Source organism: Dyella dinghuensis, from assembly GCF_003977615.1.
GTDB lineage: Bacteria > Pseudomonadota > Gammaproteobacteria > Xanthomonadales > Rhodanobacteraceae > Dyella_B > Dyella_B dinghuensis.
Genome location: NZ_RYZR01000007.1, coordinates 540,227 through 559,912, shown reverse-complemented (window position 1 = coordinate 559,912; position 19,686 = coordinate 540,227). Strand labels below are relative to the sequence as shown.

General features: G+C 60.6%; 20 protein-coding genes. 10 read left to right on the top strand and 10 right to left on the bottom strand.

Annotated features, from left to right (window positions below; all coding sequences use genetic code 11):
• Positions 1-5 precede the first annotated feature (5 nt).
• Genes proC through EKH79_RS16100 form a run of 3 tightly spaced genes read left to right on the top strand, consistent with a single transcriptional unit; the run spans position 6 to position 1,972 of the window.
• Positions 6-824 carry a pyrroline-5-carboxylate reductase gene (gene proC, locus EKH79_RS16110; RefSeq protein ID WP_126674840.1) on the top strand — a complete coding sequence of 273 codons (819 nt, stop codon included), beginning with the start codon at positions 6-8 and terminating at the stop codon, positions 822-824.
• Between the two features lie 8 nt (positions 825-832).
• Complete coding sequence (locus EKH79_RS16105) at positions 833-1,408, top strand: YggT family protein (RefSeq protein ID WP_126674839.1); 576 nt, start codon at positions 833-835, stop codon at positions 1,406-1,408.
• A gap of 9 nt (positions 1,409-1,417) precedes the next feature.
• Positions 1,418-1,972: a hypothetical protein gene (locus EKH79_RS16100; RefSeq protein ID WP_126674838.1), complete on the top strand. Its 555-nt coding sequence runs from the start codon at positions 1,418-1,420 to the stop codon at positions 1,970-1,972.
• A gap of 1 nt (position 1,973) precedes the next feature.
• Here EKH79_RS16100 and EKH79_RS16095 read toward each other — a convergent pair whose 3' ends face one another.
• From EKH79_RS16095 to pdxH, 3 genes are read right to left on the bottom strand one after another with little or no spacing between them, the layout of a single operon-like run.
• The gene (locus EKH79_RS16095; RefSeq protein ID WP_126674837.1) at positions 1,974-2,792 is read right to left on the bottom strand and encodes a cobalamin-binding protein; all 819 of its coding nucleotides are present in this window, start codon (positions 2,790-2,792) and stop codon (positions 1,974-1,976) included.
• A 19-nt stretch (positions 2,793-2,811) separates the two neighbouring features.
• Entirely contained in the window at positions 2,812-3,252 is a 441-nt protein-coding gene (locus EKH79_RS16090; protein WP_126674836.1) for a secondary thiamine-phosphate synthase enzyme YjbQ, read from the bottom strand.
• A 13-nt stretch (positions 3,253-3,265) separates the two neighbouring features.
• A complete protein-coding gene (pdxH, locus tag EKH79_RS16085) occupies positions 3,266-3,853 on the bottom strand; it encodes a pyridoxamine 5'-phosphate oxidase (protein WP_126674835.1) in 588 nt (195 codons plus the stop codon).
• 40 nt (positions 3,854-3,893) lie between these two features.
• Here pdxH and EKH79_RS16080 point away from each other — a divergent pair, with 40 nt between their 5' ends.
• Both EKH79_RS16080 and EKH79_RS16075 read left to right on the top strand, forming a co-directional pair.
• Positions 3,894-4,724: a kinase gene (locus EKH79_RS16080; RefSeq protein ID WP_126674834.1), complete on the top strand. Its 831-nt coding sequence runs from the start codon at positions 3,894-3,896 to the stop codon at positions 4,722-4,724.
• Between the two features lie 331 nt (positions 4,725-5,055).
• Positions 5,056-5,790, top strand: a complete 735-nt coding sequence (locus tag EKH79_RS16075) for a response regulator (RefSeq protein ID WP_233590362.1) — start codon at positions 5,056-5,058, stop codon at positions 5,788-5,790.
• Between the two features lie 21 nt (positions 5,791-5,811).
• Here the strand turns inward: EKH79_RS16075 and EKH79_RS16070 are convergent, their stop codons facing one another.
• Entirely contained in the window at positions 5,812-6,636 is an 825-nt protein-coding gene (locus tag EKH79_RS16070; RefSeq protein ID WP_126674833.1) for an NAD-dependent epimerase/dehydratase family protein, read from the bottom strand.
• A gap of 28 nt (positions 6,637-6,664) precedes the next feature.
• Here EKH79_RS16070 and EKH79_RS16065 point away from each other — a divergent pair, with 28 nt between their 5' ends.
• From EKH79_RS16065 to hemE, 4 genes are all read left to right on the top strand, one after another.
• Positions 6,665-7,207, top strand: coding sequence for a shikimate kinase (locus EKH79_RS16065; RefSeq protein WP_126674832.1), 543 nt, complete (start codon positions 6,665-6,667; stop codon positions 7,205-7,207).
• Positions 7,207-8,310, top strand: a complete 1,104-nt coding sequence (aroB, locus tag EKH79_RS16060) for a 3-dehydroquinate synthase (protein WP_126675059.1) — start codon at positions 7,207-7,209, stop codon at positions 8,308-8,310. The genes EKH79_RS16065 and aroB overlap by 1 nt, the downstream gene beginning before the upstream one ends.
• Positions 8,311-8,419: 109 nt before the next feature.
• On the top strand, positions 8,420-8,683 hold the full coding sequence (locus EKH79_RS16055; protein WP_126674831.1) for a WGR domain-containing protein: 264 nt from the start codon (positions 8,420-8,422) through the stop codon (positions 8,681-8,683).
• Positions 8,684-9,763: a uroporphyrinogen decarboxylase gene (gene hemE, locus EKH79_RS16050; protein WP_126674830.1), complete on the top strand. Its 1,080-nt coding sequence runs from the start codon at positions 8,684-8,686 to the stop codon at positions 9,761-9,763. It abuts the gene before it with no gap.
• A 125-nt stretch (positions 9,764-9,888) separates the two neighbouring features.
• On the opposite strand, the gene EKH79_RS16045 is transcribed toward hemE, so the two are convergent.
• Positions 9,889-11,325 (bottom strand): sugar porter family MFS transporter, encoded by a 1,437-nt coding sequence (locus tag EKH79_RS16045; protein WP_126674829.1) that lies wholly within the window; start codon positions 11,323-11,325, stop codon positions 9,889-9,891.
• Between the two features lie 91 nt (positions 11,326-11,416).
• Complete coding sequence (yoaA, locus tag EKH79_RS16040) at positions 11,417-13,396, bottom strand: DNA repair helicase YoaA (RefSeq protein WP_126674828.1); 1,980 nt, start codon at positions 13,394-13,396, stop codon at positions 11,417-11,419.
• Positions 13,397-13,508: 112 nt separating this feature from the next.
• Between yoaA and EKH79_RS16035 the strand changes: the two genes are divergently transcribed.
• Entirely contained in the window at positions 13,509-13,898 is a 390-nt protein-coding gene (locus EKH79_RS16035) for an MAPEG family protein (RefSeq protein ID WP_126674827.1), read from the top strand.
• Between the two features lie 21 nt (positions 13,899-13,919).
• Here EKH79_RS16035 and EKH79_RS16030 read toward each other — a convergent pair whose 3' ends face one another.
• From EKH79_RS16030 to EKH79_RS16015, 4 genes are all read right to left on the bottom strand, one after another.
• A complete protein-coding gene (locus EKH79_RS16030) occupies positions 13,920-14,453 on the bottom strand; it encodes a tetratricopeptide repeat protein (protein ID WP_233590361.1) in 534 nt (177 codons plus the stop codon).
• A gap of 14 nt (positions 14,454-14,467) precedes the next feature.
• Positions 14,468-16,801: a penicillin-binding protein 1B gene (mrcB, locus tag EKH79_RS16025; protein ID WP_126674825.1), complete on the bottom strand. Its 2,334-nt coding sequence runs from the start codon at positions 16,799-16,801 to the stop codon at positions 14,468-14,470.
• 119 nt (positions 16,802-16,920) lie between these two features.
• Positions 16,921-17,760: an SDR family oxidoreductase gene (locus tag EKH79_RS16020; RefSeq protein WP_126674824.1), complete on the bottom strand. Its 840-nt coding sequence runs from the start codon at positions 17,758-17,760 to the stop codon at positions 16,921-16,923.
• Positions 17,757-19,460, bottom strand: coding sequence for a tetratricopeptide repeat protein (locus EKH79_RS16015; protein ID WP_126674823.1), 1,704 nt, complete (start codon positions 19,458-19,460; stop codon positions 17,757-17,759). Before EKH79_RS16015 ends, EKH79_RS16020 begins: the two co-directional genes overlap by 4 nt.
• Positions 19,461-19,686: the final 226 nt, after the last annotated feature.

The window sequence follows — 19,686 nt, the reverse complement described above, 5'->3', positions numbered from 1 at the left end:
GCAACATGACACGAATTGCATTCATCGGCGGCGGCAACATGGCGCGCAGCTTGATTGGCGGCCTGCTCAAGACAGGTGTGCCCACCAGCAACCTCAGCGTGGCCGAACCCCAGCCGCAGGCACGCGAGGCGCTGGGGCGCGACTTCCGTGTCGCCACCTATACCGACAACCGGCTTGCCGTGGCCGATGCCGATGTCATCGTCCTGGCGGTGAAACCGCAGGTGATGCCGGCCATCTACAACGAACTGCGCGACACCCTACAGCGCAATCGCCCGCTGCTGATTTCGATTGCCGCCGGGGTACGCCTTGATCAGCTTGAACGGTGGTTCGGGGTGCTACCGATCGTCCGCTGCATGCCCAACACGCCTGCTTTGATTGGCGCGGGCGCCACTGGTCTCTGCGCCAACCTGCGTGTGACACCGCAGCAACGCGAACAGGCCCAGCACATCCTGGATGCCGTCGGGCTGACGCGCTGGATTGCCGATGAAGCGCAGATGGACACCGTGACAGCGATCTCCGGCTCGGGTCCCGCCTACTTTTTTGCCCTAGTGGAAGCGTTGGAAGACGCCGCAGTGGCGCAAGGCATGCCACGCGATGCCGCACGCATACTCGCTTCGCAAACGTGCCTGGGTGCGGGACGCATGCTGGTGGAAAGCAACGAATCGCCTGCCGTGCTGCGGCAACGCGTAACCTCACCTAACGGCACCACCCAAGCTGCCCTGGAAAGTTTCAGCGCCGATCAACTACCCAAAATCGTCGCCCATGCGGTGGCAGCAGCCACCCGTCGCGGCCAGGAATTGGCTGCCGCTTTGGACAAGGAATAATCGGGACCATGACTTATCTGCTCAGTGCGCTGATCTTGCTTATACAGGTCGTCTTTGGCGCCATCGCAACGCTATTTCTGGTGCGTTTCCTGGCTGAAGCGTGCCGCGCCGACTTTCACAACCCGCTCAGCCAGTTCGTCTATCGCTACACCAATCCCGTGTTGGCACCGATTCGACGTGTGTTACCGAACTGGCGGCGTATCAACTTTGCAGCGTTGCTGGTCCTGTGGTTGACGATGCTGATCGAGCGCTTGGCGGTGTTTGCTTTAGCGGGCCTCATGCCGCACCTAGCCGGGCTGCTGGTGCTTTCGATCGCCGACGTACTCGACTTCGTGCTGCTGTTCTACATCGTGGTGATTTTCGGCTGGTCGCTGGCGACGATGCTGTCGGCCGATCCGCATCAGCCAGTGATTCGTCTTGCCGGCACCATCGTGCAGCCGGTGATGCGGCCGCTACGTGGAAAGATGGTGGTCGGCAATATCGATTTTTCGCCGACGGTCGTCGTGATCGTTCTGCTGTTGGCGCGTGTGCTGATAGCCCAGCCGCTCTTCGACCTCGGCGCCCGGCTGGCGCAGGGTGGCTGATCCGCGTTCATGAAAACGCCTGCGCTACTGCTGAGTTTGTTGCTGATGTCTGGATGGGCATCGGCACCATCCGCGTCACCGCCACAGGTCGTGGTGCACGGCACGGTCACCACCAGCAGTGGCGATCACCCCGCATGGTTCACCTTGATGTGCACGCAAGGCACAGGCGGCGCACTTTCCGCGCAGCTCATGCTTGTTGCAGAGAGTGCACCCGATTTTCCGTTTGATGCCTTCGAAGGACCGCGCGCGCCCGCATCGTTTCAGCCTAGCGCGACGTTGAAGGTTGGCGATCAGTCGTTCGCCTCGTCAGCCGTCGCCGGCTGGTACAGCGGTGACATGCCCGGTGCGTTCGTCTTCGGCATCGCGTCGAAGCCCGGCAGCTCTGAAGCCATCAATCAGGTGGCGGCTGCACTGAGCAAACCGGGTGCCTCACTCGACTGGGTACAGCAGAGCAACAACTTTCAAACACCACCGATGATTGCGCACTTTGCGCTGGATGCAGCGCAAATCAGCACATTGAAGCGCATCGCATCGCCGTGCCTGCCTCGCGCGCGACGCCGCTGATTCAACCCTGACGTTTCGCCCAATCCACAATCAATGCGTGCATGGCATCCAGGCCGTCGAACAAGGCTGCCGGCCCCGGCTGAAGAATGATGGGCGATTTGATTTCGTAAATATCGCTGGTGCGCACCGCCGGAATGGCATCCCAACCCGGTCGTGCCGCAACGCGCTCAGGACGAAAACGCTTGCCGCACCACGAACCGAGAATGATGTCGGGCTGCCGCTGCACCACCGCATCGCCGTTGGCAAGAATGCGTTGCTTGGCGAGCGGCTCGCGAGCCAGTTCGGGAAACGCATCATCGCCACCGGCAATGCCGATCAACTCGGCGACCCAGCGAATACCCGTGATGATCGGCTCGTCCCATTCTTCGAAATAGACTTTCGGCCGCCGCGACAATTGCGCCGCGGCGGCGCGCACTTGGGCCAGATGCGCCTCGGCCCGCTGCGCGTAGTGCTCGGCTTTCTCATACGCACCGACCATCGCGCCAAGGCGGCGAATGTACGCGACGATACCTTCGACACTGCGATGGTTGCTAATCCACACTTCGATGCCCGCGTGAATCAACTCACGCGCGATATCGGCCTGGATATCCGAAAAGCCGATGACCAGATCCGGCTTCAGCGCAAGGATCTCGCCGACCTTCGCGCTGGTGAACGCAGAAACTTTGGGCTTTTCTTTCCGCGCACGCGGCGGACGCACCGTAAAGCCTGAAATGCCGACGATACGATGCTCTTCGCCCAGTGCGTAAAGCACTTCGGTCGGCTCTTCGGTGAGACAAACAATGCGTTGAGGAAAGGGGTCGCTGATAGAAGAGCTTGTCATCGTGAAATCAGTAAGGGCGCTAGTGCCCGAAGACGGTCACCGTGACCTTGCGTTGATGGGGATCGACACGGTGTTCCCAAAGATAGATACCCTGCCATGTTCCCAACTGCGGTTTGCCGCCATGAACAGGAATCGTAAGGCTGACACCAGTCAGGATCGCACGGACATGCGCGGGCATGTCGTCGGGTCCTTCGGCATCATGTTCGAAAATGCGATCACCATCGGGAACCGCACGCGCGAACCAGCGCTCCAGATCCGTGCGCACCGCCGGGTCGGCGTTTTCGCTGATCAATAGCGAGCAACTGGTATGCGATGTGAAGATGTGAGCGATGCCAGTCTGCACGCCGCTCGCCGAAACAAGTTCGGCGACCTTGCTGGTGATCTCGCTGAAACCGCGCCCACGCGTGTGCACAGTGAAATTGTTCTGCGCGACATGTCCTGCGGGTGCGGCTCGGTTCATGGCAAGCCTGCGATCAGGGGTAGAGCAAACGGCTGGTCCACGTCTGGCCGTGGCGATCCCAGCGTACGCGTTCGTGCAAGCGGAAGTTGGCGCCGTACCAGAATTCCACCATGTCGGGCTCGACGACGTAGCCGCCCCAGTGCGGCGGACGCGGGACATCGCGGCCTTCGTATTCCTTCTCAAAGTGCGCCACGCGCTGTTCGAACACGTCACGATTCGGCAATGTTTGTGATTGCAGCGAGGCCCATGCGCCAATCTGGCTGCCTCGGGCGCGGCTCGCAAAATAGGCATCGGACTCTTCTGCCGGCAGCTTGCGCACCAGGCCTTCCACACGGACCTGCACACCTTCACGCAGGCGCTTCCAGTGGAAACACAGCGCAACCTGCGCGTGTTTGTCGACCTGGACGCCCTTGTCGCTGTCGTAGTTTGTGAAGAAACGGAAGCCGCGCTGGTCGGCCCCTTTCAGCAAGACGATGCGGGAACTGACCCGTCCGGCCGCATCGACGCTGGACAGGTTCATGGCCGTCGGCTCCGGGTCGCCGCTTACCACGGCCTGGTCCAACAGGGTGTTGAAGGTGTCAAGAATCTCGGGTTTCAGCATAAGGTCTTGAATCGTGGCCCGCGCACGTCATTATGCGCACATGAAAGAGGATGCTAGCACGCAAAATCAGGCGCTCGCTGGGCACCTGTTGGACCATTACGCTGGCCGCGTCGCGCGGACACACCGGCCTTATGTGCTCGGCCTCTCCGGGCTGCAAGGTAGCGGCAAGAGTACGTTGTCCCGCGTGATCAAAATGCAAGCGGAGCAACGCGACTGGCCCACGGAAATCCTTTCTCTGGACGACTTCTACTATTCGCGAAGCGAACGTGAAACGCTCGCCCACCAGATACACCCGCTGCTGCGCACCCGCGGCGTACCGGGCACACACGAAATCGAATTGCTGCTGTCGGTGCTCGCTGCGCTGCCAAACGCCTCCGACAAACTTCCCGTGACGTGGCCACGATTCGACAAGGGGCGCGATACGCGCATGCCACCGTCACGATGGCCGCGCGTAACCCGCCCGCCGCGGCTGGTGATCGTGGAAGGATGGGCGCTGGGTTTGCGTCCGCAACTGGAAAGCGCGCTCGAGCATCCGATCAACGAACTCGAACGCACGGAAGACGAAGACGGTCGTTGGCGTCATTGGGTCAACAAGCAATTGCGCGGATATCAACCGCTGTGGCGCAAACTGGATGCACTGGTCGTACTGCAAGCGCCCAATTGGGAAGTCGTACGTCGCTGGCGTGGCGACACGGAAAAGGAATTGCTGGCGCGCCACGCGCCCCTGGCGATGGATGCCAAAGCGATGGCCCGCTTCCTTTCGCATTTCGAGCGGCTTAGCCGGCATGCCTTGGCGACGCTACCCGTTCTGGCCGACAGCTGTGTGGAATACGACACGGACCACCACGTCACCGGTCTTAGCCACAGCTGATCTCTAACGCCGTATTCCGCCGCATGAACGCGTAACCATCTCCGTTATCGCCGTGCTTTTAGGAATAGAACGATAGGCCGCCCGCTTCGAGAATCCCATAATTGGCCCATTGTGAAAGCACCTCACAGGCGCGGATGTCCGTCACTGGACGCGCTCCTATGAGTTTTCAGCCTTTATTCCGTCGCAAGCCCACGAGCCTTTCCCCCGCTCACACGGCGCGACAAACCTGACCTCATCAGGTCACCCAAGCCGATGCACAGCGTGCGCGGATATTTGCGGTGCCCTGCTGTGCGTCTTCCATGAGATTTATTCAGCCCTAAGCAGCCCGATTATGAACGCGTCTTATTTCCAGCCCTCCCCTATGCAAGGGCAATCGATTCGCGTAGCGATAGCGGACGATCATCCGTTGCTGCTCACGGGACTGGCTTGCGAGCTATCGCAACTTTCCGGCTTTATCGTCGTCGGGAAAGCGCAAAACTCGACGGAGCTGATCGAGCTCCTCAGCGAACGTGCCGTCGACGTGGTGATTTCCGATTACACGATGCCCGGTGGCACGCACGGCGATGGCCTTGCGCTCTTCGGTTTCATCCGGCAGCGATTTCCGAACACGCAACTCATCGCCTTGACGATGATGAGCAATCCGAACGTCATTCGCTCGCTCCTCTCCCACGGTGTCCGCTGCATTCTGAGCAAGGCCGATTCTCTCGTTTATATCGTCGATGCGCTTCATGCGGCGCTCGCCAATCGCCGCTTTCTCTCGCCGACGGTCGATGCGATCATGAAAATGCATGGCATCGACGACGGTGCAAACACCTCGCTTACCAAGAAGCTATCGCCGCGCGAGCTGGAAGTTGTGCGACTGTTTGTCTCTGGGCTAACAGTTAGCGAAATCGCCACGCGTCTTCATCGCAGCAAGCAAACGATCAGCACGCAGAAAATGAATGCGATGCGTCGCCTCGGCATCAAGCGCGATACCGACCTGATCATTTACGGTATCGATGCCAATCTCACGACACTGAGCACGGAAGCGAAAGCCAACAGCACCACATCCGATAACGAGCGCTGATCTTCGCGCTTCAGCGCGACTTCAAGGTTCCGCATAACCCGCGCGTGAATCGGGCCATTGAAAGCGAAAGCCGCTGGCACGCAACCGCGCATTGCTCAGACGTTTGCTGCCAACGCCAGCAGGCGACGGACCTTCTGCCGCGGCTGGCGCGTGGATCAACGCGGCGAGATCGTCGTAAAGCACATCCAAAGGCATGGGCGTGTCATCGACGCCCAGATACAAACTCTGCGGCTGGTCGATGCCAAGCAAATGGACGATGGCGCCGGCTGCATCTTCAACGTGGATGCGATTGGCCCAATGCCGCACCTTACGTGGTACGCGCGCCGTTCCGGCACGCAATTGATCGATTACATGCGTACGTCCTGGCCCATACAAACCGGCAAGACGCAGCACCGTGGATTGAATCGGCTGGCTCGATAACCAGGCTTCCGCTTCCAGTAACACGTTGCCATTGAATCCAGGCGGCGCTGGAGGCGTGTCTTCGTCGACCCACGCCTCGCCATGCTCGCCATAGACCGCGCTGGATGACACAAACAGCACGCGCTGCAATGAGTGCTGATCCAGCGCCTCGAGCAGGTACCGCAAACCATCTATAAAAATGCGGCGATACGCTGCCTCGTCGCGGGCATCCGGCGTCGGTGAATAAACCAGTTGCGTGATGCCAACAGGAAGTTTACGAAGACTGCGTGCGTCAACGAGGTCCGCGTAAAGCCAATGCACGGCCGGATCGTCCGTTGCCGAGGGGTGGCGGCGCAGTGCATAAACCTCATCACCGCGCGCCAGCAGGCGGCTGGCAACGCGTTGCCCCAAATCGCCACATCCTGCGATAAGAACCCGTTCGGACATCTATCCACCCGCTTGCTAAACTTGGCCCATGAATCCTTCGTGCAACTTGTTCCTGATCGGTCCGACGGGAGCCGGCAAAACCTCGATCGGTCGGCAGCTGGCGGCACGCTACAACCTGTCTTTTATCGATGTGGATCAGGAGATCGAACGCCACACCGGCGTGCCCGTAAGCACCATCTTCGACATCGAAGGCGAGGAAGGCTTCCGCCGGCGCGAGGCCGCCATGCTGGACGAGTGTAGCCGCCGTCACGATGTCTTGCTGGCCAGCGGCGCGGGCGCAGTCTTGAATAGTGCGAACCGCCGCCATTTGGCCGAGCGTGGTTATGTCGTATGGCTTCAGGTCACCGTGCCCCAGCAACTGCAACGCCTGGCGCATGACACCAGTCGCCCGCTGCTGGCCGACAACGACCGCCATCGCAAGCTCGAATCCATGGCCACGATGCGCACGCCCTTTTATGCTGAAATCGCCGATCTGATCGTTCCACACAGTGGCGAATACGAAGGCGTCATAGCGGCGAGCGAGCGTTGCATCGCCCTGATCGATCAACACTGGAACCGGCAAGTCGCATGATGAGCAACGAAAACATCCAAACCATCGATGTCGCACTTGGCCAACGCAGCTACCCAGTGTGGCTCGGCCGCGGCCTGCTCGACGACAACGAACGCTGGCGCGAGGCATTACGCGGCAGGCACGCGCTGGTGATCAGCAACCGTACCGTCGCGCCGCTGTATATGGACCGCGTGGCAAAAGGTCTGCACGACCTGCACTGGTCGGCTTTTCTGCTTGACGATGGCGAAACACACAAGAGCTTCGCCAACGTCGCACACGCACTCGACGCGTTGGCCGCACTGGGCGCTACGCGCGACGCCTGCATCATTGCGCTCGGCGGTGGTGTCGTCGGCGATCTGGCTGGCTTTACCGCGGCGTGCTGGATGCGCGGGATCGACTTCATCCAGATGCCCACCACATTGCTGGCGATGGTCGATTCTTCGGTCGGCGGCAAGACCGGAGTGAATTTGCCTGCTGGCAAGAATCTTGTCGGTGCGTTTCATCAGCCGCGTGCGGTCGTTGCGGATATCGAAACACTGAGCACGTTGCCCGATCGCGAATACCGCGCAGGGCTTGCGGAAATCATCAAAGGTGCCGCCATTGGCGACGCGCCGTTCTTCGCATGGCTGGAAACAAACGCCGAAGCGCTGGCCGCGCGCGATGAAGCCACGCTGATGCACGCCATCGCGACCAAGGTCCGTTACAAGGCCGGTGTGGTTGCGCGTGATGAAACCGAACAAGGCGAACGTGCCCTGCTCAATCTCGGGCACACATTTGGCCATGCGCTCGAAACCGCGGGGCGTTACACCACTCTGCTGCACGGCGAAGCCGTCGCCATCGGCATGGTGATGGCCGCAAAACTTTCCGAGCGGCTGACGATGAGCAACCAGGCCGACACGGAACGCCTCGAACAACTTCTGAAAGCGGTCGGCCTGCCTGCAGCACTGCCCGACGGCTCCGATCCGGACAAACTGCTCGCCCTGATGCGCCTGGACAAAAAGAACGTCGCCGGCACCCTGCGCTTGATCCTCTGGCGTGGTATCGGCCACGCCGAAATCGTCACCGGCGTGGACGAAGACGAGGTCTCAGCCGTACTGCGAGAGGCGGCCTGGGAGGAAGGCTGAGCGAGATCGGGCCTGCGTAATTTAGGAGCCACGCTCGCCAGTCACCGGCCGTCCCTCTAGAATGGTGTGTCTGCGGCATGACAGCCGCACTTGTTCAACCACGGACGCCATGCGCCTCTATCTGCAAACCATGCCTGCCTCGGCCGAGGCACCGCGCTACGTTCAGATCGTGCTGGAGCAGGATCTGCTTGGCGGCTGGACGCTTTACCGCGAATCGGGCACACAGGGCGGCCGCGCGACGCTCAAGCGCGATCAATACCTGGAACGCGACGAAGCTATCGCCGCGTTCGAAAAAATGCGCGATGCCCAACTCAAGCGCGGTTTCCGCGTGATGTTTGCCCAGGGGCTCGAAGGCCCCTACGGACGCCGATAAATGACACAGCTGAAAAACGACCGCTTGCTGCGCGCCCTGCGCCGCGAGCCTGTCGACACCACGCCCGTCTGGGTCATGCGCCAGGCTGGCCGCTACCTGCCGGAATACCGCGCTACGCGTGCGAAGGCCGGAAGCTTCATGGACCTGGCGCAGAACCCGGAACTGGCCTGCGAAGTCACGTTGCAGCCGCTGGCACGCTTCGATCTCGATGCAGCGATCCTGTTCTCCGACATCCTCACTATTCCCGATGCGATGGGTCTGGGTTTGTCGTTCGCCGAGGGCGAAGGCCCGCAGTTCGCGCACCCGGTGCGCAGCCGCGCCGATATCGAAAAGCTTGCCGTGCCGGACATGGACGGCGAATTGCGTTACGTGATGGATGCAGTGCGTCTGATTCGCCGCGAATTGGATGGCCGTGTTCCGTTGATTGGTTTTTCAGGTAGCCCCTGGACGCTGGCGTGCTACATGGTGGAAGGTCACGGCTCGCGCGATTTCGCGACACCAAAAGCCCTCTGCTGGAAAGAGCCCGCTTTGGCGCACACGCTGCTGGATACGCTCGCCAGGTCGGTCGCTGCGTACCTCATTGCCCAGGCTGCAGCAGGCGCGCAGGCGTTGATGATCTTCGACACCTGGGGCGGCCTGCTCAATCCATCCTCGTTCCGCGAATTTTCGCTGCGTTACATGGCGCAAATCGTCGATGCATTGAAATCGGATGCACACACACGCGATTTGCCGGTAATCCTGTTTTCCAAAGGAGCCGGCGCGCATCTAGCCGAGATGGCCAACACGGGTTGCGCAGCGCTGGGTGTGGATTGGACGATTGATCTCGCCGATGCACGCCATGCCGTACAAGGCAAAGTCGCGTTGCAAGGCAATCTCGATCCGGCAGTGCTGCGCGCAAGTCCAGAGATCATCCGCCGCGAAGTGCGTGCCGTGCTCGATAGTTTTGGCAATCATCCCGGTCACGTCTTCAATCTCGGGCATGGCATCACGCCAGAGGTCGATCCCGAACACGTAAAAGTGTTGGTCGATGAAGTGCACGCTTATAGCCGTGTGCTTCGTGGCGCCAAAGCGTCCGCTTAATAAGCGGTCACTTCTATCACTCGTCGCAGTTAAACCAAGGTCCAGTGACGCACAAGTGTCACTGGACCCTTACCCGCGTCACATCAAGGTGAGAAAAATGCCCACGCTTGATGTGTGCGGCGCTATCAGGCGTGCATGTCTTCCAGCTCGATACCGCGCGTTTCGCGAACGGCGCGCATCACGAAAATCAATGAGAGGAAGGCGAAAAAGGCATACAACCCGTATGCAAACGAGAGGCCGATCTGCGACAACCATGGAAAGGTACTGGTAATCGCAAAGTTCGCCAACCATTGCGCCGCGGCCGCGACAGCCAAAGCAATCGCACGGATGTTGTTGGGGAACATTTCGCCGAGCAACACCCACACCATCGGGCCCCAGCTCAGACCAAAACACACGACGTAAGCGTTGGCGGCAACGAGTGCGACCATACCCCATGGCGCCGGCAACACCAGCGATGCACCGCTCCCGCTGGCTTGTGAGAAACACCAGGCCATCAAGCCCAGCGTCACCGTCATGCCGACCGAACCGATAATCAGCAAGGGCTTGCGTCCGATCCTGTCGACCAGCGCGATGGCCACCAGCGTCACCAAGACGTTGACGACCGACGTTGCCACCGTGATCGAGAACGCATCCTTCTCGCTGAAACCCACCGAGTGCCACAGCGTCGATGAGTAGTAGAAGATCACGTTGATACCGACGAACTGCTGGAACACCGAAAGAAAAATGCCGGTCCAGACGATCGGCAAAAGACCGGCGCGTGGACCACGCAAGTCGCTCAGCTTGGGCCGAACCTCGGCATTGAGGCTATGCGCGATGTCGTTGACCTTCGCATCCAGCGCGGCATCGTTGTGCATATCGAGCACTTCGGCGAGCACCTTGCGCGCCTCCGGAAGACGACCGCGCGCCACAAGATAGCGCGGCGATTCGGGGACGCTCGTCACCAGCACGCCGTACATCAGCGCCGGCACGCTCGCCACGAGGAACATCCAGCGCCACGCTTCCAGATGCGCCCACAACATGTTGGACGCACCGCCAGCCGTATTCGCCAGCCATGCGTCACTAAGCAACGCAACGAAAATGCCGAGCACGATCGCGAGCTGCTGCATCGAACCCAATCGCCCGCGCACATTCGCAGGCGATACCTCGGCGATGTAAGCCGGCGCGATCACCGACGCCACACCCACGCCGATACCGCCAACAAGACGCCAGCACACCAGATCCCAGATACCGTGCACGAGCCCCGAACCGATCGCACTCATCAAGAGAAAAAGCGCGGCGACCTGCATGGTGCGCACGCGTCCAAGCCGATCGGCCAGCGGCCCGGCGTACCACGCACCGACGGCCGAACCGATCAGTGCGCAAGAAACCGCGAAACCGGTGCGTGCAGCATCCAGACCAAAACCGTGACGCACTGCATCAACCGCGCCGTTGATGACCGCGGTATCGAAGCCGAACAGAAACCCGCCGATGGCCGCCGCTGCCGCGATAAATACAACTTTCGCGGTCGCGTGACCTTCCTCCTCTTTTGCCGTGCCCGTGCTTTTACTTGGATTGAGATTCATGTCGATCATGCTCCCCGCATGATGGTTTCACGTAGTGGCCGATTCTGCGTGCCACTCCCAAGCTTGTCCGCCTGAATACGTATGCAGCCGGTCAGGGGGCCGTGTCGGAGAAACTATCATGCATGACGGCGCGTGGCTCACCACTTTCATTCGCTATCGGTGCGAAGAACGCCTGCACTTGGCTAAGTTCGTGCGTACGCGGCATGGACGGCAGGCTTTTGAGGAACAATTTCCCGTAGCCTTTTGTCATCAAGCGCGGATCGCATAGCACCAGCACACCGCGGTCATGCACGTCGCGGATCAATCGCCCCGCGCCCTGCTTCAGGGCAATCACGGCTGCAGGTACCTGCCAGCCCATAAAGGGATTGATACCCGATTGCTCCAGCGCTTCCAGTCGTGCCTGCAATACCGGATCGTCGGGCGCGGCAAATGGAAGCTTGTCGATCACCACGACCGATAGCGCCTCGCCGGCGACATCGACGCCTTCCCAGAAACTGGCTGCGCCGAGCAACACGCCATGTCCGCTGGCACGAAATTCTTCCAGCAATTGATGTCGTGGCGCACTGCCCTGCACGAACAACGGCCACGGCACGCGATCAGCCAACAGCTCGGCGGCGCGGCGCAACGCGCGATGCGAGGTGAATAGCAAGAACGCGCGCCCGCTGGAAGCTTGAAGCACCGGCAACGCGGCATCGATCACACGTTCCGTGTAATCGCGTGCAGCAGGATCGGGCAAACCATCGGGGATGTAACACAGTGCCTGACGCGCGTAATCAAACGGACTTTCCAGGCTCAGTGTTTGTGGATCGTCCAGTCCAAGCTGGCGTGCAAAGTGATCGAAGCGCCCAGCAACGGATAACGTCGCGGAGGTGTGAATCCACGCTGCAAAGGTTCGTTCCCGCATGGCACGAAGCGGTGCGGCGAGATCCAGCGGCGTGGCATGCAACGAGAAACCGCGCGGAAACAGCTCGTACCAGCGCACGTCGTGTTCTGAATGTCCCTCGATGATGCGATCCAGACGCTCCATCAAACTGGCGGCGCGCTCATGCACATTCATCAGCCCGCGCGAGCGCTCCGCCTGCGATGCAAGCACATCGGTCAGCGCGGAGAGCAATTCACCGAGATCGCGCAGCGAGGTTGGCACACCTTCACGCTGCAGCAGTTCGTGAAATGCTCCGCGTGTGGGTAACGGATCCAGCGCGAGGCGCAGTTTTCGCACGGCGTCCTGCAAGGCCTCGATCGGCTCCAGCATCAGCCCTATCGCACCGGTAACCCCATTGCATTCGGCAAGCGCATCCTGCGCCAGCTCCGTGAGCTGCCGCGCACTGATGCTCTGCGAAAAGAATTGCCCGGCAAGCTCTGGAATCTGATGGGCTTCGTCCAGAATAAATGCCTGCGCGCCAGGAAGAATCTCGCCGAAGCCCTCCTGCTTCAACGCAAGATCGGCAAACAACAGATGGTGATTGACCACCACCAGATCGGCCTCCTGTGCTTCGCGCCGCGCCTTGACGACATGACAATCGTCGTAGAACGGGCACTCGACGCCTAGGCAATTCTCCGGCGTGGACGTTACGCGCAGCCACAGTGGTGAATCCTCCGGCACTTCGGCCAGTTCCATACGATCGCCGCGCCGTGTACGTGCCGACCAAGCGCGGATCGCAGCCAGTTGCCCGGCCTGATGGCGATCGAAACTGGCACCTTCGCGTACGGTCTGGTCGAGCCGATACAGGCACAGGTAATTGGCACGGCCTTTCAGCAACGCGGTTTTCAATCGAGCGCCGAGTACCGAACGCACTTTCGGCAGATCGCGGAAAAACAGCTGATCCTGTAGTGCCTTCGTGCCGGTGGAAATGATCACGCGCTGGCCGGAAAGCATCGCTGGCACGAGGTAGGCGTACGTTTTACCCGTACCGGTGCCGGCTTCCGCGATCAGCGTTTCGCATTCGGCAATAGCATGTTGAACCGCGCGCGCCATCTCCTGTTGTGCAGGGCGCGGCGCAAAGTTCGGCAATTCGCGGGCAAATGGGCCTTCGGCGCCGAGCAGCGCGCCGATGTCATCGGGGTCGGTCATTGATCCAGTATCGCGCAGCCAGGGCAACGGGGGAACCTGCGTAACATTGGCGGCGCTGGCGCGAAGAACCACAGAGGTTCACCATCAGACCATCACCACGGGGAGAAACGCGATGACTGTCGAAATGCAGATGCTCGTATGGAGTGTAACGTTGGGGCTGGTACAGCTCCTCATTGCCACGACGGCCACTCTCGGACAAACCGGGTTGAGCTGGATGGCTAGCCCACGCGATGGCACGCCTAAAGTTCTCACGGGCATGACAGGACGGCTGGATCGCGCCAATACCAACTTTCTTGCAACCTTTGTTTTCTTCGCTGCGCTGGTGCTCGCTGGATACGTGCTGCAGCGTCACACCGCAACGACGGTGCTCGGCGCGCAAATCTATTTCTGGGCACGCCTGATTTACCTGCCCGTCTACGCGCTTGGCGTTCCCTATTTGCGCACGTTGATTTGGACAGCGAGCATCGTCGGCATCGTGATGCTGCTTACGCCACTGTTTTGATGCACTGAGGTATTCAGCGTTTCAGAAACGCTGAATACCTGCTTCGTTGCAGGCTGCAACGGATTTGCTGGCGGCTTCGGCACCTGCCGTGTCGTTCGCACGCTGGCGAAGTTCGACAATCGTCTGCCAATTGCGCGCGCACAACGGTCCTTGTTTGGAACCGAGCGACCACGATTGCTGTGCGAGCTTCTCGGCCATGGCGTAGTCGCTCATATAGATCGCCAGTTCGGCGCGATCCTGCAGCACATCCGGCGAATTGTGGCTTTGCTGCAACGCTTGTTCCAGCTTCGCCGCCGCGGCATCGTATTGGCCGTAGCGTTCGAAGTTGCGCGCTGCCGACTGCAGAGCGGTCACACCGGGATCGACCAGCGGCGCCACGTTGATCACCGATTTGTCGCGATCGCCCGCGGCCTGAATCTCGGCCACCATCGCCGCGTTGGATTTCGACGGTGTCTTGGGCGCTTCAGGCGCCGGCTGTGCGCATGCGGCGAGCAGAACGCCTGCGGCAATGGCAGGCACGAAAGGATGAAATGCACGTAGCGAGCGAAACTGCATGATCATTCTCAACGTCAGGGAAGTGGCTGTGGAGTTGGAGTTGTGGAGGACGGCGCACTATTGCCGGAGCCGAACAGATTACCTACCTTTTGCCAAAAACACCCCTCTGAATCGGCCGGCAGCGATCCGGCAATCACTGGAACCTGCTTGGCGCCCTCGCAAGCAGGGTCGCTGCGCTTGCCATCGGTAGGATTGATCCAGGCCATTTCCAGCCCTTCGCCCGGTGCGGGCGAGAGTGGCGTGGTGGGAAGCTTGCGGAACAATTCCTGCCAGCCGCGCAGCGCGCCGGTCGCACCGAACAGATGGCTGGGCTTGTTGTCGTCGCGTCCCATCCAGAACACGCCAAGACGATCGCCCGTGAACCCGGCGAACCAGCTGTCGCGAAGATCGTTACTGGTGCCGGTCTTGCCCGCGGTGTGCAACCACGCCAGGCTGGAATCGGCCAGCGAATGCGCCGTGCCGTAAATCGCTACTTGTTGCATGGCCCACGTAACCAGACGCACGGCAGGTTGATATTCACCCTGCCCGCTTTGCACCTCATATCGCTTGATGGTGCGGCCATTGCCGTCGACCACGCCGCTCACGGCGAGCAACGGCAGCGCATGACCGTCCGACGCCAGATACTCATACATCTGTGCGACCTGGATCGGCGCGAGGTCGATCGCACCAATCAACAGCGACGGCCCCGGTTGCACCTTTGCCAGTCCGAACGAATCGAGGAAGGACTTGATGCGCGGCACACCGACATCGAGCCCAAGATGGATGGTCGCGAGATTCCACGAATACGCCAGCGCGTCCACCATCGGCACCATGCCGTGGCTTTGGTTATCGTCGTTATGCGGCGTCCACGGCGTGCCATCGGGCTGACGCATGCTGATCGGCGAATCGTCCAGTTCCGTGGCGAGATTCCAGCGTCCCGGCTGTGTCAAGGCGACGAGATAGACGAACGGTTTGATCGTCGAACCAATCGGTCGTTGCGCGTCGAGTGCGCGATTGAAACCCTGGTCGCCGGGCACCTTGCTGCCGACAATTGCGAGCACGCTGCCCGTCTTGGAATCGGTGATGACGGCCGCCGATTGTGTGTCGTCGCCACGCTTGCCCAATCCCTTGATGGCCGTATCGATCGCCTGCTCGGTATACAACTGCGTGGCAGGATCGAGCGTGGTGAAGATCGACATGTTGCCTTGCTGCAACGTCTCTTCATCGAAATCGTTGGTGATCTGTGCGCGAACAAGCTGCATGAAGGCCGGAAAACGATCGTGCGGCAACTGACCATCGGCGATCACACCCAGCGGTGTCGCTTGCGCTGCTTTGGCCTGATCGGGCGTCAACAAGCCTGTTTGCGAGAATTGATCAAGCACCAGATTGCGGCGAGCCAGCGCCCGATCCGGATAACGGCGCGGATCGAACTGGCTCGGCCCCTTCACCAGACCCACCAGCAAGGCAACTTCCTGCGGGCGCAGATATTCAAGTCGACGGCCGAAATAGAACTCCGATGCCGCCGCAAAACCGCGCACCGCCTGATTGCCTTGCTGACCGAGGAACACTTCGTTGATGTACGCCTCGAGAATGCGCGTCTTGCTGTAATGCATCTCCAGCAACACGGACATCAGCGCTTCGTTCAACTTGCGGCCCATGTTCTGATCGCGGCTAAGAAACAGGTTGCGTATCAGCTGCTGTGTGATCGTCGATGCACCTTGCACTGTATGACCGGCACGCATATCCGCAAACGCAGCGCGAAGGATCGCGGTGAAGTCGATGCCGATGTGATGTTTGAAATCGCGATCTTCTACCGCCTGCAAACCGCCCACGAGCAGCGGCGGCACATCGTTCAATTGCACGATGCTTCGATCTTCCTGCTTCGGACCGTACACCGTGGCGATGCGCGCTGGATCGAGATGCGTATCGCGCAACGCCGTGTCGGTACCAAGATCCGTCACCGAGGCGACGACACCCGAACCGAGCGTGACGCGAATGCGCTTGGGAAGCTCGCCACCATCAGGACCTGCATAACCGCGCGAGGAGATGTAATACGTGCCGCTTCCCTGCTTCGCCCAACTGCCCGGCACTTGCCCATGGCCATCGGCGATGTAGCCGGCGAAGGTCAACTCCACCTCCAGCGTCGCCGCATTCATCGGCACACCCGGTGCCAGATGCGTAGGCTGGGAGTAAACGCGCGTGGGCACCGCAAACACGAGATCGTTGAAACGATCCTGCACTCGCTTGTTGAGGATCAGCGTGTACGGCAGCACGAAGCCGAACAACAACCCCATGCAGATCCAGAATGGAATGCGCACCCAAGGCCAGCATGCGCTTGCGATCGATCGAAGTCGGGTCAGGAAGTCCAACGCGAGGGTATCCCGTGACGAAGTTGCTGGATCATAGGGGGCGGAACCCGGCGGCCGGATGAACGCACGCCATTAGAGATGGCATGGGGCGGGCATCTTGCAGCATTTGCGCGGGCAAATCACACCGGCGCGCGCCAGCATTCGGCATCGGGGCGAAAAGGTCTTGGGTGAACGCCGAGCAGTTGGGTCACCTGCGTATTATCGGCGATGAGATCCGCATCGAGCCGGCTCAGCGGTCCGCGCAGCCGCGCAACGCCATGGCGCGCCACGCGGAGCGACCAAGCGGGCAGCGGTATCGGCAGCGTATCCACCGGCAAACTGCGGCGCACTCGCGCAAACATCTCGCCCACCGGCAATCGCTCGCCGCCGCCGATGGGAAGAATCTTTCCGCTCGATGCAGGTGTTTCCAGCGCAGCAAGGGCAGCGCTGGCCAGATCCTGTGCATGCACGGGCTGTCTCACGCCACGACCATTCGGAAGCGGAAAGACGCGCAAACGCATCGCGCGTTGTGCGATCGGCGTCAGGCTCTTATCGAGACCAATGCCGTAGACCAGCGTAGGACGAAGCACCGTCCACTCGCTGCCATGACGCGCGCACGCGTCCGCGAAGGCTTGTTCGCTGTCGCGCAATAGCTGCGACATCGCCCGCTCCGCAGGCACTTCCGATTCGCGTTTCGTTTCGGCGCTCATGGAACTGGTCACGATGACACGCGGCGCCAGCGGCAATGCAACACTGTTCAACCATGCCGCCAGCGATTGCAGCGGACCAAAACAGAAAATGGCGGAAATGCCGTCCACACGCGGCATATTGTCGGGCAGGTGACCCGTCATCCACGTCGCGTTTTCCTGGGGCGAACGCGCAGAACGGCTTATGGCGACGACGTTTTCACCGCGCGTGCCCAGCATCGGCAGCAAAAAGTGCCCTACCTGACTGCTGGCGCCGAAGACCAGTACGGTCATCCACCGCCCTGCAAGCGTGCGTGGAGTTGTTGCGCGCGTTGATCGTTAGGCATCAGCTTCATGCCCTGCTGCAACGACATCACCGCGTTACCGCGATCGCCGCTGTCGAGCTGCTGCTCGGCCTGATCGAACCACGCATCCGCCAGGCGCTGACGCGATTGCAGAAGACTCGTATCGCCCGGCGAAAGATTATCGAGCGCGTCCAGCAGACTTGCGGCCTTGTTCAAATTGCCGCTGCTGACCGCCTGATTGAATTGCTGCTGCACCAGACCCGGTAACCCTTGCAAACCCGTCAGCGCGGACTGATTGTTGCCATCGATCGACAGTGCGCCGCGATAAAGATCGTAAGCGCAATCACCCGGCGGCGACATGATGTTGCCGCGCGCCGCCGCGACCTGTGCTCGCTGCACCATATTGGCCACTTGCACCTGTTGCTGCGGCGTCAGATTGGAAACAGTTGGCGCTGCGTTGTCGTTGCCCGCATCGTCCGCACCGGCATTCGCGGATTGACCACCCAGCCGCGCACGCGCTGCAACCAGATCGGCCGACTTCGGCGTCAAATCCGCAGCAGCAGCCAACAGTTGCTTGGCCTGATCCGTATCGCCGCTATCGATGGCAGCGTTCGCTTGCACGATCAGCGCTTCGGCGACCTGTGCCAATCCGGCCTTCGCTTCGGCGTTGTTCGGATCGATGGCGAGCGCCGCCTTGTAGTGCGCCAGCGCCGTGTCATTGCCATCACCCGCGATACGTCCGGCACGCAAGGCATCGTTGCCCTGATTGATCGCATCGGTGAGCGCGCCGCTGGCCTGCGTCTGCAATGCCGACAACGACGCACGCAGCGTGGGCAGTTGCGAATAATTGGGCAGCAACGACGACAGATGATCGATGCCAGCCGAGGCTGCAGCGACATCGCTCGCATCCAATGATTTCTGAATTTGCGCCGCCAGTGCATCACCCACTTGATCGAGGCCATGCCGCGCTACCGCGTTGTCCGGATCGGCCGCCAATGCGCGCTGATACAACGCACCGGCACCATCCGGACCATCGATCTTGCCGTTGGTCAACGCATCTTGCGCCTGCTCGATCAACGTCGTGGTTTGACCCGACGAAACCTGTGCTTTCGCAATCGCCTGCGTGAGGCGATCGACATCGCTACCGCCACCAAGCAGCTCACGCGCATTCGTCAGCGCCTGCTGCGCTTCATCCAGATGACCGGCCTGCAACGCCGCATCGGCACGCGCAATCTCCGCCCGGCCTACATCGTTGAGACCTTGCCGCGCACTGTCGTTGTCCGGTTCAAGCGCACGCGCCGCTTCAAACAACTCGCGCGCGCTCGTGCCATCCGTACCATCCAGATGGCCTTGCTGCAAGGCGACCTGCGCGCGATGCAAAACATCGTCGTAATCGGTGCGCGGCACCAACCCGCGCAAATTGTTCTGATAGAACCAGAGGCCGCCTGCCGCCACCGCAACCAAAATAACCAGCAGCGGCACCCACCTACCGGGACCACCACGCTTGTTCTTGTTTCTGTTCTTGCTGGGCGGCCCACTGCGACGATAACCCGGCTCGATATTCATCCGCGGCAAACCGTCATTCGGCTCCGCAGCCGCACGCGGCTTATCCAGATGATCCAGATCACCTAGTTTCGGTTCGGTACGGCCTGAAAATCCGGTGTCGTTTGGGTCGCGGTTTCCGCTCATAGCTCGTGAGCTGGCAAGTCAACACGCCCAGCTTAACATTGCGCCGCACAATCAAGGGGGCGGCATAAAGTTGCGTTCAACTGGCGGCAAGCCGTAAAGACGGTCAAATAACCGTTAACCTCCACAAACGCTCTCGCTCTAAAGCATTTGGCTCTAAAAAAGTGCGCGAAGCGCGCACGGGTCCCCTTATGCGGTGAGTGAGAGGGGGACGAAAAGGCCCGCAGGG

Excerpts from the sequence above, each read along its gene's own strand:
- proC (WP_126674840.1), top strand. The coding sequence starts at position 6 with ATGACACGAATTGCATTCATCGGCGGCGGCAACATGGCGCGCAGCTTG.
- EKH79_RS16105 (WP_126674839.1), top strand. The coding sequence starts at position 833 with ATGACTTATCTGCTCAGTGCGCTGATCTTGCTTATACAGGTCGTCTTT.
- EKH79_RS16100 (WP_126674838.1), top strand. The coding sequence starts at position 1,418 with ATGAAAACGCCTGCGCTACTGCTGAGTTTGTTGCTGATGTCTGGATGG.
- EKH79_RS16095 (WP_126674837.1), bottom strand. The coding sequence starts at position 2,792 with ATGACAAGCTCTTCTATCAGCGACCCCTTTCCTCAACGCATTGTTTGT.
- EKH79_RS16090 (WP_126674836.1), bottom strand. The coding sequence starts at position 3,252 with ATGAACCGAGCCGCACCCGCAGGACATGTCGCGCAGAACAATTTCACT.
- pdxH (WP_126674835.1), bottom strand. The coding sequence starts at position 3,853 with ATGCTGAAACCCGAGATTCTTGACACCTTCAACACCCTGTTGGACCAG.
- EKH79_RS16080 (WP_126674834.1), top strand. The coding sequence starts at position 3,894 with ATGAAAGAGGATGCTAGCACGCAAAATCAGGCGCTCGCTGGGCACCTG.
- EKH79_RS16075 (WP_233590362.1), top strand. The coding sequence starts at position 5,056 with ATGAACGCGTCTTATTTCCAGCCCTCCCCTATGCAAGGGCAATCGATT.
- EKH79_RS16070 (WP_126674833.1), bottom strand. The coding sequence starts at position 6,636 with ATGTCCGAACGGGTTCTTATCGCAGGATGTGGCGATTTGGGGCAACGC.
- EKH79_RS16065 (WP_126674832.1), top strand. The coding sequence starts at position 6,665 with ATGAATCCTTCGTGCAACTTGTTCCTGATCGGTCCGACGGGAGCCGGC.
- aroB (WP_126675059.1), top strand. The coding sequence starts at position 7,207 with ATGAGCAACGAAAACATCCAAACCATCGATGTCGCACTTGGCCAACGC.
- EKH79_RS16055 (WP_126674831.1), top strand. The coding sequence starts at position 8,420 with ATGCGCCTCTATCTGCAAACCATGCCTGCCTCGGCCGAGGCACCGCGC.
- hemE (WP_126674830.1), top strand. The coding sequence starts at position 8,684 with ATGACACAGCTGAAAAACGACCGCTTGCTGCGCGCCCTGCGCCGCGAG.
- EKH79_RS16045 (WP_126674829.1), bottom strand. The coding sequence starts at position 11,325 with ATGAATCTCAATCCAAGTAAAAGCACGGGCACGGCAAAAGAGGAGGAA.
- yoaA (WP_126674828.1), bottom strand. The coding sequence starts at position 13,396 with ATGACCGACCCCGATGACATCGGCGCGCTGCTCGGCGCCGAAGGCCCA.
- EKH79_RS16035 (WP_126674827.1), top strand. The coding sequence starts at position 13,509 with ATGACTGTCGAAATGCAGATGCTCGTATGGAGTGTAACGTTGGGGCTG.
- EKH79_RS16030 (WP_233590361.1), bottom strand. The coding sequence starts at position 14,453 with ATGCAGTTTCGCTCGCTACGTGCATTTCATCCTTTCGTGCCTGCCATT.
- EKH79_RS16020 (WP_126674824.1), bottom strand. The coding sequence starts at position 17,760 with ATGACCGTACTGGTCTTCGGCGCCAGCAGTCAGGTAGGGCACTTTTTG.
- EKH79_RS16015 (WP_126674823.1), bottom strand. The coding sequence starts at position 19,460 with ATGAGCGGAAACCGCGACCCAAACGACACCGGATTTTCAGGCCGTACC.